Source organism: Beijerinckia sp. 28-YEA-48 (assembly GCF_900104955.1).
Taxonomy (GTDB): domain Bacteria; phylum Pseudomonadota; class Alphaproteobacteria; order Rhizobiales; family Beijerinckiaceae; genus Terripilifer.
Map to the genome: position 1 here is coordinate 3484533 of NZ_FNSI01000001.1, position 13404 is coordinate 3497936.

The 13404-nt window shown below is 64.0% G+C and carries 11 protein-coding genes; 8 read left to right on the forward strand and 3 right to left on the reverse strand.

All coding sequences use genetic code 11. The features are described 5' to 3' along the window. Positions 1-114 precede the first annotated feature (114 nt). From BLW50_RS16455 to BLW50_RS16465, 3 genes are all read left to right on the forward strand, one after another. On the forward strand, positions 115-1911 hold the full coding sequence (locus tag BLW50_RS16455; protein WP_244544273.1) for a tetratricopeptide repeat protein: 1797 nt from the start codon (positions 115-117) through the stop codon (positions 1909-1911). 30 nt (positions 1912-1941) lie between these two features. After that, positions 1942-2811, forward strand: a complete 870-nt coding sequence (locus BLW50_RS16460; RefSeq protein WP_090704498.1) for a 4-(cytidine 5'-diphospho)-2-C-methyl-D-erythritol kinase — start codon at positions 1942-1944, stop codon at positions 2809-2811. 63 nt (positions 2812-2874) lie between these two features. Further along, on the forward strand, positions 2875-5031 hold the full coding sequence (locus tag BLW50_RS16465; RefSeq protein WP_090704500.1) for a glycoside hydrolase family 3 N-terminal domain-containing protein: 2157 nt from the start codon (positions 2875-2877) through the stop codon (positions 5029-5031). Between the two features lie 298 nt (positions 5032-5329). Here the strand turns inward: BLW50_RS16465 and BLW50_RS16470 are convergent, their stop codons facing one another. Beyond that, on the reverse strand, positions 5330-6340 hold the full coding sequence (locus tag BLW50_RS16470) for a polyprenyl synthetase family protein (RefSeq protein ID WP_090704502.1): 1011 nt from the start codon (positions 6338-6340) through the stop codon (positions 5330-5332). Between the two features lie 175 nt (positions 6341-6515). Here BLW50_RS16470 and BLW50_RS16475 point away from each other — a divergent pair, with 175 nt between their 5' ends. Both BLW50_RS16475 and BLW50_RS16480 read left to right on the forward strand, forming a co-directional pair. Continuing rightward, a complete protein-coding gene (locus tag BLW50_RS16475; RefSeq protein WP_090704504.1) occupies positions 6516-6740 on the forward strand; it encodes a putative signal transducing protein in 225 nt (74 codons plus the stop codon). A 19-nt stretch (positions 6741-6759) separates the two neighbouring features. Beyond that, on the forward strand, positions 6760-7512 hold the full coding sequence (locus BLW50_RS16480) for a tRNA1(Val) (adenine(37)-N6)-methyltransferase (protein ID WP_090704506.1): 753 nt from the start codon (positions 6760-6762) through the stop codon (positions 7510-7512). A 20-nt stretch (positions 7513-7532) separates the two neighbouring features. On the opposite strand, the gene BLW50_RS30400 is transcribed toward BLW50_RS16480, so the two are convergent. After that, positions 7533-7895 (reverse strand): sulfur globule protein precursor, encoded by a 363-nt coding sequence (locus tag BLW50_RS30400; protein WP_139267644.1) that lies wholly within the window; start codon positions 7893-7895, stop codon positions 7533-7535. A 302-nt stretch (positions 7896-8197) separates the two neighbouring features. Here BLW50_RS30400 and BLW50_RS16490 point away from each other — a divergent pair, with 302 nt between their 5' ends. The 3 genes from BLW50_RS16490 (at position 8198) to glyS (ending at position 12397) form a co-directional block, all read left to right on the forward strand. Then, the gene (locus BLW50_RS16490) at positions 8198-9112 is read left to right on the forward strand and encodes a glycine--tRNA ligase subunit alpha (protein ID WP_090704508.1); all 915 of its coding nucleotides are present in this window, start codon (positions 8198-8200) and stop codon (positions 9110-9112) included. Between the two features lie 114 nt (positions 9113-9226). After that, complete coding sequence (locus tag BLW50_RS16495) at positions 9227-9466, forward strand: CDGSH iron-sulfur domain-containing protein (protein WP_090704510.1); 240 nt, start codon at positions 9227-9229, stop codon at positions 9464-9466. Positions 9467-10213: 747 nt separating this feature from the next. Next, the gene (glyS, locus tag BLW50_RS16505) at positions 10214-12397 is read left to right on the forward strand and encodes a glycine--tRNA ligase subunit beta (protein WP_090704514.1); all 2184 of its coding nucleotides are present in this window, start codon (positions 10214-10216) and stop codon (positions 12395-12397) included. Positions 12398-12561: 164 nt separating this feature from the next. Here glyS and BLW50_RS16510 read toward each other — a convergent pair whose 3' ends face one another. Then, positions 12562-13383 carry a carbon-nitrogen hydrolase family protein gene (locus tag BLW50_RS16510; RefSeq protein ID WP_090704517.1) on the reverse strand — a complete coding sequence of 274 codons (822 nt, stop codon included), beginning with the start codon at positions 13381-13383 and terminating at the stop codon, positions 12562-12564. Between the last annotated feature and the right edge of the window lie 21 nt (positions 13384-13404).

The window sequence follows — 13404 nt, forward strand, 5'->3', positions numbered from 1 at the left end:
TGCCCTTGCCGCCCTTGCCTAAAAAGGCCATGTTCGCGGGAGATTCTCCCGGGAATTGCCTGGCTTTCCATTCTTTGCTGGCAACCATCGCCCCCGATCAAGCAAGAGACGCGCGTGCCCCTTAAAGCCCTGTCCGCTCACAGTCGCCCCCTCAGCCGCGCCGCCTTGGCCGGTCTGGCCATCCTCTGCTTCGCCACCGCCGGCTCCGCCAATGTGCGCCCATCGCGCGCCATAGCGACGCCATTCGAGGTCGGGATGAGCCCGGCGGGCAATTATCTCGCCGCCCTCTCCGCCGCCTCCCAGAGGGACACGCTGGCAGCCGCGACCTATTTCCGCGAGGTTCTGCGGTTTGATCCGCGCAATCCGGCTCTGATCGAGCGCGCTTTCATTGCTTCCGTCGCCAATGGCGATATCCCGCAATCGATGACCCTGGCCGAACGGCTGGTGCGCATCGACCCCAAGAACGGCCTCGCCAATCTGGCGCTCGGCGTGCGCGCCATCAAAACCCGGCAGTTCACCGCAGCGCGCAACTATCTGGCCAAGGGCGGCGGCTTCCGTCAGGGCGAAATCACCTCGATCCTGTTGTCGGCCTGGGCCTATGCCGGCGCTGGCGAATACGGCAAGGCGCTCGAGACCGCCGACAAGCTGGCCGACCGCCGTCTGGCTCTGTTTCGCGACTATCACGCAGGATTGATCGCTGATCTGGGCAAGCGACCGCAGGAAGCGGCGCGCCGGATGAAGGCGGCCTATGACGCGGAAAGCGGCACGCTGCGTCTGGTCGACGCCTATGCGCGGATCGAATCCAAGCAAGGCCGCAACGACGAGGCGCTGCGCGCCTATCGTGCTTTCGACGAGCAATTGCCCCGCCATCCCGTCATCGTTCAGGCGATGCAGCAGATCGCCGCCGGCAAGCCGCTCGACTCCGTCGTCGCCAATGCGACCGACGGCGCCGCCGAAGTGCTCTACGGTCTGGCCTCGGCCGGTGGCGGCCAGGGCGGCGACGAACTCGCCGCCATCATCTATCTGCGCCTGGCGCTGTGGCTGGAGCCGAACCATGCGTTGGCGATCATCAGCCTCGGCGATGCCTATGAGCGCATCAAGCAGGACGAGCGCGCCATCGACGTGTTCGAGAGCATGCCGGCCAATTCGCCGCTGCGCCCCAGCGCCGATCTGCAGGTCGCTTTCGTGCTCGACAAGCTCGACCGCAAGGATGAGGCGCTCGACCACCTCAATTCCATCGTCAAGGATCAGCCAAATGATCCCGATGCGCTGATCGCGCTCGCCAATCTGCAACGGACGCGCAAGCAGTTCAGCGAAGCGGCACAATCTTATACGCGCGCGCTCGCCTCATCGGCGGAACGTGGCAAGGCCGACTGGACGATCTATTATTATCGCGCCGTCAGCTACGAGCGTTCCAAGCAATGGCCGCTGGCGGAGGCTGACTTCCGCCGCGCGCTCGAAGTGGTGCCCGACAATCCGGTGGTGCTGAACTATCTCGGCTATTCCTGGGTCGACCAAGGCACCAATCTCGACGAAGCCTTCCGCATGCTCAAGCGCGCCGTCGAACTGCGGCCGCGCGACGGCTATATCGTCGACAGCCTGGGCTGGGCCTATTACCGCCTCGGCAAATATGACGATGCGGTGCGCGAGCTTGAACGGGCCATCGAATTGAAGCCGTCCGATCCGGTGATCAACGATCACCTCGGCGATGCCTATTGGAAAGTCGATCGCAAGCTCGAAGCGCAGTTCCAGTGGAACCACGCGCGCGATCTCAATCCCGAGCCGGAAGAACTGCCGAAGATCCTGCGCAAGATCGACAAGGGCATGGACGCGGAAACGGCCACCCCGGTGATCACACCCGCGGTTACGCCGGCGATTGGCTCCGAAAAGCCGAAGATGGATGGCGGTTAATCCGTCATCCCATAGGCGTTTGCCAGAAGCATGACCGCACTCGTCGAAAAGGCTGCGGCGAAGATCAATCTGACGCTGCATGTGCGCGGACGGCGTACTGACGGCTGGCACGATCTCGAAAGCCTTGTCGCCTTCTCCGGTACCGGAGACCGGCTGTCGCTTGAACCGGGCAACGGCCTGTCGCTGACAACAAGCGGCACCACCGCCGATGCGGCCGGACCCGACGACGACAATCTGGTGCTGCGTGCCGCGCGCCAAGCCCTGGCGGTCTTCCCCGGCCTGCGCGCTGGCGCTTTCCATCTGACGAAAACCTTGCCGGTCGCGGCTGGCCTTGGCGGCGGTTCCTCGGATGCTGCCGCCGGCCTGCGCCTGCTGGCGCGCGCCAACGACATTCCCCTTGCCGATCCACGCTGGCACGACATTGCCGCCGCCACAGGATCGGACGTGCCGGTCTGCCTCGATCAACGGGCACGGATGATGCTGGGACGTGGCGACGAGCTTGGGGCCCCGCTGCCCCTGCCCCGGTTGTTCGCGGTTCTGGTCAATCCCGGCGTTCCTGTCGCGACACCGGCCGTGTTTTCCGCGCTCAGGCTGAAGCCCGGCGAAGAGCTGGGGTACGGCGCGCATCCCACCATCGAGGGACAATCGACAGCGGCGCTGCTCGGCCAATTGCGCAAGGCCCGCAACGATCTCGAAGATCCCGCTTGCGTTGTGGCGCCGCAGATCAGCTCGGTGCTGGCGGTGCTGGCGGCGGGACGCGGCTGCCGGCTAGCGCGCATGTCGGGCTCGGGCGCCACCTGTTTCGGCCTGTTCGAAAATTGTCATGCGGCGGCGCGGGCAGCGGCGGTGATCCGCCGCGATCATCCTGGCTGGTGGGTTAAATCAACCCTGTTGCGCTGAGTACTTGCCTCGCGCGCCGATCCATCGGAAGAGACGCGCGGAAAACGAAAAAACGGGCCCATCATGACGACAGAGATCGCGCGGCGGATCGAGAACCTCATCGCGCAGATGACTCTCAGCGAGAAACTCGGTCAGCTCACCATGCTGGCCGCATCGCTGGTCGAAACCGGCCCGCCGGGGCCGCATAATCCCGCCACCATGGTGCGGGAAGGCCGCGCCGGCAGCATTCTCAACACCTGGGGCGCCAAGGAAATCCGCGAGGCGCAGCGCGTCGCCCTGGAAGAAACGCGGCTCAAGATCCCGCTGTTCTTCGCTGTCGACATCTTGCACGGCCACCGCACTATCTACCCAATCCCGCTGGCGGAGGCCTGCGCCTTCGACCGCGCGCTCTGGCTGCGCACGGCGCAAGAAGCCGCCGAGGAAGCGACGCGTGACGGCATTCAGATGACCTTCGCGCCGATGCTCGATGTCAGCCGCGATCCGCGCTGGGGCCGTATCTGCGAGTGCGCCGGCGAGGACGCTTTCATCAATGCCGAATATGCGAAAGCGAAAGTCATCGGCTTTCAGGACGCGCCGCCCCGGCCCGAACATCGCCTCGCCGCCGTCGCCAAACATTTCGTCGCCTATGGCGCGGTGACCGCCGGGCGCGACTATGCGGAGGTCGACGTTTCGCAGCGCGCGCTGCACGAAATCTACCTGCCGCCGTTTCAAGCGGCGGTCGAGGCGGGTGTCATGGGCATCATGCCCTCGTTCACCGATATCGCCGGCGTGGCGATGACCGCGCATAAGCCGCTGCTGCATGATCTTCTGCGCAAGCGCTGGGGTTTCGAGGGCGTCATCATCAGCGACTACAACGCCATCGCCGAACTGATCCCCCATGGTGTCGCCGCCGACCTCACCGATGCCGCGACCCAGGCGCTGAAGGCCGGCGTCGACATCGACATGATGGCCGGCGCCTATGAACAGGGCCTGCCGGTGGCGCTCGAACGTGGCGACGTCAGCATGGACGAGATCGATCGCGCCGTGCGCCGCGTTCTCAAACTGAAATTCGCGCTTGGCCTGTTCGACAATCCGCTGCGCGGGCTTGAAGATGTTTCGCCGACGCCTGACAGCGATCCCTCGCGCCGCGCCTCGGCGCGCGATGCGGCCCGGCGTTCGATCGTGCTGCTGCAGAACCGCGACGCTTTCCTGCCCTGGTCGCAAGCACCCCAGCGCATCGCCGTCGTCGGCCCACTCGCCGATACGCCCAGCGAATTGATGGGCGCCTGGTGCATGGCCGGCGAAATCGACGAAACCGTGGGTATCCTTGGCGGCATGCGTACCGGCTTCGCCGGCAGCACCATCACCCATGCCGCCGGCGGCGACTTTGAGGCGACCGATGCGCAAGCCATCGCTGATGCTGTCGCCGTTGCGCAAGCAGCGGATGCGGTGGTGCTATGCATTGGCGAATCCCGCCACATCTCCGGCGAAGCGGCGAGCCGCACCAGGCCAGCGCCGCCCGACAGCCAACTGGAACTCGCCCGCGCCATCTTGGCCACCGGCAAGCCGGTGTTGCTCGTGCTGGTCGGCGGCCGGCCTTTCATCCTGCCGCAATGGCTGGTCGACGGTGCTCAAGCCATCATCGCCGCCTGGTTTCCCGGCACGGAAGGCGGAAACGCCATTACCGACATTATCAAGGGCGTATGGAATCCCTCGGCGCGCCTGTCGATCTCCTGGCCGGTCGCCGTCGGGCAAATTCCCATTCACTACGGCCTGCGCACCACCGGCCGGCCGCATGATCCCAAGAACGGCTTTTCGACCGGCTTCCTCGACGCGCCGATCACGCCGCGCTGGAGCTTTGGCGAGGGCCTGAGCTACACGACCTATGAACTGGGCGAGGCCCGTGCCAGCGCCCCGATCCTCGATCGCGATGGCGCGATCGAGGTTTCGCTCGACATCACCAATGCGGGCAAGAAGGACGGCGAGACGACGCTCTTCCTGTTCATCCGCGATCCGGTGGCGCAGGTGACGCGGCCGGCGCTGGAGCTGAAGGATTTTCAGAACGTCGTGCTCGCGGCCGGCGAAAGCAAACGCGCCACGTTCACGCTGCGCGCCAGCCAGTTGTCTTATCCAGACATGGAGATGAAGCCGCGCCTCGACAGCGGCCGCATCGAAATCCATGTCGGCACGAGCGCGCGTGCTTGCGATCTCAAGCGCTTGGATATCGAGGTGCGTGCTTAAGGCGTTTCCGTCATTGGAGGCTGGGGCGTCCAGTAGAGCCCACAGTCCACGCAGCCGTCATTTGCCCCTGGTTCCCGGATCACCTGCTGCGCAGGTGTCCGGGATGACACGGAGGTTGCAGCAAAGCGGTTCACGTTGAAGCGCGGGTCTCAGCCATTGACGTTTAGCCTGAAACCTTGGTGTCATCCCGGACGCACCGCAGGTGCGATCCGGGAACCAGGGGCAAACGCTCAGGTCTCAAAAATGACTGCACCGCAGGGCCATTTATCCCGCATATGGTGCTGGGATAATAACGGTATCAATGCGCGCGGCTGACGCAGAAATCGACCACGTCGAACAAAGCTCGCTTCCACTGCGACGCCGGGAAGAGTTCCAGCGCGTCGCGCGCCATGGCGCCATAGTGGCGGGCGCGTTCGACCGTGTCTTCCAGCGCGCGATGTTTCTTCATGGTCGCCAGGGCGGTTTCGAGATCGCCTTCGGCGATTTCACCGCGCTCCAAGGTGCGACGCCAGAAATCGCGCTCGGCTTCCGTGCCGCGCCGGAACGACAGAACCACCGGCAGGGTGATCTTGCCCTCGCGGAAATCATCGCCGACGTTCTTGCCAAGTTTGGCGGCGGAGCCGCCGTAATCCAGCGCGTCATCGATCAACTGGAAGGCGATGCCGAGATTGGCGCCATAGCCACGGCAGGCCTCTATATCGGCCTTGGCGCGCCCGGCGAGAATGGGACCGACTTCGCAGGCGGCGGCGAACAGAGCGGCGGTCTTGGCGCGAATCACCTCAAGATAGGCGTCTTCCGAGGTCTGCGTGTCCTTGGCGGCGGAGAGCTGCATCACCTCGCCCTCGGCGATGACGGCGGCGGCGCTCGACAGCACGTCGAGGCATTGCAGCGAGCCGACCTCGACCATCATTTTGAACGCCTGACCAAGCAGGAAGTCGCCGACGAGCACCGAGGCCTCATTGCCCCACAGCATGCGGGCGGCGAGCTTGCCCCGGCGCATGTCGCTCTCGTCGACCACGTCGTCGTGGAGCAGCGTGGCGGTGTGCATGAATTCGACGGACGCGGCGAGCTTGATATGGCCTTCGCCGCCATAGCCGCAGAGCCCGGCCGTCGCCAGGGTCAGCATCGGGCGCAGGCGTTTGCCGCCAGACGAAATCAGATGGTTGGCGACCTCGGGGATCATGGCCACGTCGGAGCCGGTCCGCGCCAGGATGGTCTTGTTGACCCCCGCCATGGCTTCGGCCACCAGGCCATTCAGACGTTCGATACCGCCCGACGACTTTTCTTCCAGGGGAACGACGACACCCAAAGCAACCACTCCAGATCAAACGTGCGGATCAAACACGGCCCGCGGACCGCTTGCGGCGCCACAACCCACGTGCGAGGCTCGCGCACTTTTCGCACGGGCGAAGGGTCGTGCGCAACGCGCCAAATGCGCCCAAGAGGAGCGGAGCCGCCCGATTGGCGATCCGAGGGACGAAGACGTGATCGAGCTTATGCGCACCAATGACATGGTGCTGATTTCGGCCATAGAAGCCCTCCTGAATGCTGCGGATATCAATCACTTCGTCGCGGACGGCCATATGAGCGTGCTGGAAGGCTCAGCCGGCTTCCTACAGCGTCGGATTCTGGTCCCCCGCGACGATCTTGAACGGGCCCGCCGCCTCCTGACCGAGGCGGGCTATGGCGGCGAGCTCAAGCATGGCTGAATCGCAATGATTGAAACCCATGACTGAAACAGAGGATGCGCTGCTGGGCGGTCGCCTCCGGCTCCTGCAGCCGGCGACCGGCCACCGCGCCGGCACCGACGCCATCCTGTTGGCGGCCGCCTGCCAGCCGGTGGGCCGGCGCCTCGGCGATTTTGGCGCTGGAATCGGCACGGCCGGCCTTGCCGCCGCGCTGCGGCTGCGGCCCGACACGCTAACGCTGGTGGAGCGGGATGCGGACATGGCGGCGCTCGCTCGGCGCAATGCCGAGATCAATGCGGTTGCCGGAACGCAGGTCGTCGTCTGCGATCTGCTCAATGCCCGCGCCCGGCACGCGGCGGGCTTGGACGACAACAGCCTCGATGACGTGATCTGCAATCCGCCCTGGTATGACGGGCGCAGCCACCGCGTTTCGCCTGATCTGAAGAAAGCCACCGCCCATGCGGTGGAAGGCGGCAGCGACGATATCGTCGTGCCCTGGCTGCGCGCGGCGAGCGCCATGGTGCGCCCCGGCGGCACGCTGACCATGATCCATCGCGTCGAGCAGCTGGGGAATATCCTTGCCGCGTGCGCGGGACGCTTCGGCGCCGTGACGGTGATGGCGGTTCATGCGCGCCCGGACCAGGCAGCGATTCGCATTCTCGTGCGTGGCATCAAGGGCAGCCGCGCGCCCCTGCGGATCGCGCCGGCGCTGATCCTGCACGACCCCACGGGAGCGTTCACCGTGGAGGCCGAGGCCATCCATCGCGGCGAAGCCGCCATCGGATGGCCCTGACTTTTACTTTGACGCGCAGCTCAGTAACAGACGCGACGGTTCACCCAGCCCCAACCCCAAGGGGTCGGCGCCCAGACCCGGCGAATGACGCAACCGCCATAACCGCCATAATAGCCCGGATAGCCGAAGCCATAGACCGGATAGGGGCGATAAAAGCGCGGGCCGCCATAAAAGCCCGGCCGGAACCCGCCACCGCGGAATCCGCCACCACCGAAACCGCCGCCTCTGAAGCCGCCACCGCCGTGGAAACCACCACCGCCATGGAAACCACCGCCACCATGGCCGCCGTGTTGGGCCGACGCCGATTCCGAGAAAGTCACTGCGCCCAAAGCGACGACTGCGGCGATCGCGCCGGCGCGGGCAATACGTTGTATGAGGGACATGACACACCTCCGACTTGGAGTGTTCTCTGGGCAGTGTTCGTTCGGTTTCACGAAACTTGGCCCAGGAAACAAAGCTCGTCCGTCGCACCTGAACAACTCCTTATGTAGTTGTTCATATGGCGTTCATAAGGCCGCGTTTGACCCTGCACGCACCGGCGACTAGTTTGCGCGCGATTTTGCCGCCTGGACCTTTTCCGCTTTTGATGGATCAGAAGCGGAAAGGCTCATGTTTCTTGTTTTGACGCATTTTCTTCGCGCGATCTGGTATCCGCTGCGCCTGAAAATGCTCTTCTGGGGTTCCCATGTCCGCCGCACTCGATCCGTCCAAGTCCTTCCAGGGCCTCATTCTGACCTTGCAGAAATTCTGGGCGGAACAGGGCTGCGTCATCCTGCAGCCCTACGACATGGAAGTGGGCGCGGGCACGTTCCATCCGGCGACCACCTTGCGCTCGCTTGGCCCCAACCCCTGGAAAGCCGCCTATGTGCAGCCCTCGCGCCGGCCCAAGGATGGGCGCTATGGCGAGAACCCGAACCGGCTGCAGCACTATTATCAATTTCAGGTGATCCTGAAGCCGTCGCCGCCGGATTTGCAGGATCTCTACCTGCGCTCGCTCGCTGCCATCGGCGTCGACGCCAAAGTGCACGACATCCGCTTCGTCGAGGACGATTGGGAAAGCCCGACCTTGGGCGCCTGGGGCCTGGGCTGGGAATGCTGGTGCGACGGCATGGAAGTGAGCCAGTTCACCTATTTCCAGCAGGTGGCGGGCTTTGAATGCGCGCCGGTTTCCGGCGAACTGACCTATGGTCTGGAACGGCTCGCCATGTATGTGCAGGGCGTCGAGAACGTCTACGATCTCAATTTCAACGGCGGCGAAGGCAGCGACAAGGTCACCTATGGTGATGTCTTCCTGCAGGCCGAGCAGGAATATTCGCGCTACAATTTCGAATATGCCGATACGGCGCAGCTGTTCCAGCATTTCCGCGACGCGGAAACCGAGTGCAAGGCGCTCTTGGAAAAGGGTGACAAGGGCAATCGCCATGAGCTGGCGCAGCCGGCCTATGACCAGTGCATCAAGGCTTCGCACCGCTTCAACCTGCTCGACGCGCGCGGCGTGATCTCGGTGACGGAGCGGCAGAGCTATATCCTGCGGGTGCGCGAGCTGGCCAAGGCCTGCGGCGCCGCCTGGCTGAACACGGCGGGCGGCGGGGGAGCTTAGTCCTCCGCCTGATCTCCGCGGAATCCTGGCTTGCCAAACACGGCCATTGCGCCATTCTAGATTGGAATCATTCCAGACGGCTTTCCGGCTGGGCAACCAATCCGGGAGAACGCCATGGACCACCCCAACATCGCCCAGAAATCCCCCTATGCGACCGAGGTCGAGCAGGACAAAACCTATTTCTGGTGCGCCTGCGGCCTCTCGGCCAAGCAGCCGTTCTGCGACGGCAGCCACAAAGGCTCCGGCTTCGCCCCGGTGCGCTACACCGCCACCAAGGACCAGAAAGTCTATTTCTGTGGCTGCAAACACTCCCTGAATCAGCCCATGTGCGACGGCACCCACGGCAAGATCTGAGCGAAATCTGAGGTAGCCGCCAGGCTGACAGAACGCGCCGAAGCCTTGGTGTCATCCGGACACGCGCAGCGTGATCCGGGAGCCAGGGACGCGCTTCACCCATCGCAAACAGCATGCGTCACACGCCCCTGGATCCCCGCTCAGCCGCTGCGCGGCTGTCGGGGATGACACGAAGGCTTCGGCCCATCTTGCCACTGACTTCATGACCCCAAGGCTCTTCGGATAGAACAAAGCATGAACATAAATCCGCCGCCCTTCCTTCGTATTTTCGCGCCCGATTTCATCGCGGCAGACGCCGCAGGACGTGCGGAGGGGCACTTGGATCGCGGGATAACCGTCATTGCGAGCGAAGCGAAGCAATCCAGGAGTCAAAGCGCAGGATCGTGGGCGCAAATGTGCTTGCGTCAGGGACATTTGTTGACGTTCCCCCACGCGCTCCTCGCAATAACGGGTACAGCGTTCAGCGATGAGGGAGGGGGGTGCCACGCGATTCTGAGGAACAACCCCATGCACCGTCACTTTTCGCCAATCTTGCGACAGGCGACGCGCGGACTTGACCCGGCGGCGCGCGTTTGCGAACAGCAGCCAAGGCAAATAACGTTTCGACAGAAACGCCATTTGCCTGGGATCTTTAGACGCGTCTTTGTGACGTTTGACTAAGTCAAACTGCAAAACGCTTTGGTATCTGGCCGGGCATGCCCGGCCGTCATTTCGTGAAAGGGGCGGTCTCGCGGTCCGCCGCGTCCAATGCCCGATTTGCTTCTTGAACTGTTCAGCGAAGAAATTCCCGCCCGCATGCAGAAGCAGGCGTCGGACGACCTCAAGCGCCTGATCACCAACGCGCTGGTCGATCGTGGCATGACCTATGAAGGCGCTGTCGCCTTCGCCACGCCGCGGCGACTGGCCCTGCATATCGCCGGCCTGCCGGTGCGCCAGCCCGACACGCGCGAGGAAAAGAAGGGGCCGCGCGTCGGCGCCCCCGACGCCGCCGTGCAAGGCTTCCTCAAGAGCGCCGGCCTCACCTCGCTCGACCAAGCCAAAATCGAGAAGGACCCGAAGGGCAAGGGCGAATTCTATGTGGCGGTGATCGAGCGCAGCGGTGGTAACACCATTGATGTGCTCGCCGGCATCCTGCCCGGCATCATCAAGACTTTCCCCTGGCCGAAATCGATGCGCTGGGGCGCCGCCTCGACGCGCAGCGATGCGTTGCGTTGGGTGCGGCCGCTGCATTCGATCCTGGCGACGTTCGGGCTTGAGACCGAAGAGCCGGAGATCGTCCGCTTCGAAGTCGACGGCATCCACGCCGGCAATCTGACGCGCGGCCACCGTTTCCTGGCGCCGGGCGAAATCAAGGTGCGGCGTTTCGATGACTACGTGCCGGCGCTGGAAAAGGCCAAGGTCGTTCTCGATGCGGAGCGGCGCAAGCAGATCATCCTGAGCGACGCGAAGGAGCTTGCCTTCGCGCAAGGGCTTGAGCTGATCGAAGACGAAGCCTTGCTCGACGAAGTCGCCGGCCTGGTCGAATGGCCGGTGGTGCTGATGGGCACGTTCGACGAAGCCTTCCTCGATATTCCCGGAGAGGTGATCCGCGCCACCATCCGCGCCAACCAGAAATGTTTCGTGCTGCGGGGCCCCGACGGCAAGCTCGCCAATAAATTCCTGCTGACGTCGAACATCGAAGCGAGCGACGGCGGCACCAAGATCGCCGCCGGCAACGGCCGCGTGGTGCGGGCCCGTTTGTCCGATGCGTTGTATTTCTGGGAAACGGACCGCAAGGCCCTGCCCGACGTGAAGGACTATGTCACCGACGCGCAGAAGCTCGGCCTCGATCTCGACAAGCCGCTCGACCAGCGCATGGGCAAGCTCGGGCATCTCAACGTGGTGTTCCACGAGAAGCTCGGCACCCAGGGCGCGCGCGTCGCGCGCATCAGGGCGCTGGCCGAACAGCTTGCGCCGCTTGTCGGCGCAGATCCCGCTCACGCCATGCGCGCGGCAGCGCTCTGCAAAGCCGATCTGATGACCGAAGTGGTCGGCGAATTCCCCGAGACGCAAGGGCTGATGGGCCGGCGCTATGCCGAGCTGCAGGGCGAGCCGGCCGATGTCTGCGCCGCGTTGGAGGAACATTATAAGCCGCAAGGCCCGACCGACCGCGTGCCGACCAGCGCGGTCAGCATCGCCGTGGCGCTAGCCGACAAGATCGATACGCTCACTGGCTTCTGGGCCATCGACGAGAAGCCCACCGGCAGCAAGGATCCCTTCGCGCTGCGCCGCGCGGCTTTGGGTGTGATCCGGCTGGTGTTGGAAAATAATGTCCGGTTGAAACTGCTACCGGTCTTTGCCAAAGCGGCCGCGCACATCGCCGTCGGCAATAGCGGCGCTGACAAAGCGCACATCGATCTCCTCGCCTTCTTCCATGACCGCCTGAAAGTCTATCTGCGCGACAAGGGCGCGCGGCATGATCTGATCGATGCTGTGCTCGCCATGGGCGATGGCTCAGCGAACGACGACCTGTTGACGATCGTGCGCCGCGTCGAAGCGCTCGGCTCCTTCCTCGATACGGAAGACGGCAAGAACTTGCTCGCCGGCTACAAGCGCGCCGCCAACATCATCCGCGCCGAGGAGAAGAAGGAAAAGGACGCCAGCGCTTTTGAGGCCGCTTATGTCGCCGACGCTTCAGCCAGCGCGCCCGAAGCAGCACTCGCCGCCGGCATCGACGTGGCCGCCAAGGAAGCGGCGCAGGCCATCGCGCAGGAGAATTACGCCGGCGCCATGGGCGCGCTGTCGAAGCTGCGCGCGCCGGTCGACGCTTTCTTCACCGACGTGACGGTCAACGATCCCGATGCGGGCAAACGTCTCAACCGGCTGCGTTTGCTCAACGCGTTGCGCCGCGCGGTGCATGGCGTGGCGGATTTTTCGAAGATCGCTGGTTGAGCCTGCGCGGCAGCCGTTGTGTCATACCGGACGCCGAAGGCGATCCGGTATCCAGGGGCAACCGCCTCACCTGAGCGTGTCGCTGCAAAAGATTTTACCACTCGCCCCTGGTTCCCGGATCGCGCTTTCAGCGCGTCCGGGATGACACCACGGCTTCGGTTTCTTCAGGCGATTTTCCGCTTGTGCTGCGCGACCGGAATCATCGCACGCACTTTCTTCACCCGCTCCGGATCGATCCGCGTCGTCACATAGCCAATGCCATCGGAGGCTTTGGCGACCACATGACCCCAAGGATCGGCGACCAGCGAATGGCCATAGGTCATGCGCGGTTCATTGCCCTGCATATGCGTGCCGGTCTGGCCGGCGGCGCAGAAATAGGTTTCCGTCTCGATGGCGCGCGCCCGGCACAGCACCTCCCAATGGTCCTTGCCGGTCTGCAAGGTGAAGGCTGCCGGCAGCGCGATCACCTGCGCGCCCTTCTCCGCCAGAGCCTGGAAGAGATAGGGAAAGCGCAGGTCGTAGCAAATGGCGCAGCCGATGGTGACGCCTTCGCAGTCATAGGTGACAACCGCATCGCCAGGGCGGAAAGCAGCGCTCTCATTATACTGCTGGCCATCGGGCGCGGTGATGTCGAACATGTGAATTTTGCGATAGCGCGCCAGTTCGCGGCCCTCGCGATCAAACGCCACCGTGGTGTTGCCGATGCGCTCTTCGCCATCGATCGCTTCGAGAATCGAACCGCCATGGATGAAGACGCCATGCGTCTTGGCCATGGTCTGCAACATCGTATAGGCGGGACCGTCAGGCAGTTTCTCGGCTGCCTCACGCTTCTGCGCCCGCGAGCCGCCCATGAAGTCGAAGACCTCCGGCAGGCAGATCCAATCCGGCTTTTCCTCGGTGACCGCCTGCTCGATGAGCTTGCGCGCCATCGCCAGATTGGCCGCCTTGTCCGAACCGGAATTCATCTGGATGAGAGCGACCTTCATGGGAAGTTCCTTAATCGCCTA

Excerpts from the sequence above, each read along its gene's own strand:
- BLW50_RS16460 (WP_090704498.1), top strand. The coding sequence starts at position 1,942 with ATGACCGCACTCGTCGAAAAGGCTGCGGCGAAGATCAATCTGACGCTG.
- BLW50_RS16465 (WP_090704500.1), top strand. The coding sequence starts at position 2,875 with ATGACGACAGAGATCGCGCGGCGGATCGAGAACCTCATCGCGCAGATG.
- BLW50_RS16480 (WP_090704506.1), top strand. The coding sequence starts at position 6,760 with ATGACTGAAACAGAGGATGCGCTGCTGGGCGGTCGCCTCCGGCTCCTG.
- BLW50_RS30400 (WP_139267644.1), bottom strand. The coding sequence starts at position 7,895 with ATGTCCCTCATACAACGTATTGCCCGCGCCGGCGCGATCGCCGCAGTC.
- BLW50_RS16490 (WP_090704508.1), top strand. The coding sequence starts at position 8,198 with ATGTCCGCCGCACTCGATCCGTCCAAGTCCTTCCAGGGCCTCATTCTG.
- BLW50_RS16495 (WP_090704510.1), top strand. The coding sequence starts at position 9,227 with ATGGACCACCCCAACATCGCCCAGAAATCCCCCTATGCGACCGAGGTC.
- glyS (WP_090704514.1), top strand. The coding sequence starts at position 10,214 with ATGCCCGATTTGCTTCTTGAACTGTTCAGCGAAGAAATTCCCGCCCGC.
- BLW50_RS16510 (WP_090704517.1), bottom strand. The coding sequence starts at position 13,383 with ATGAAGGTCGCTCTCATCCAGATGAATTCCGGTTCGGACAAGGCGGCC.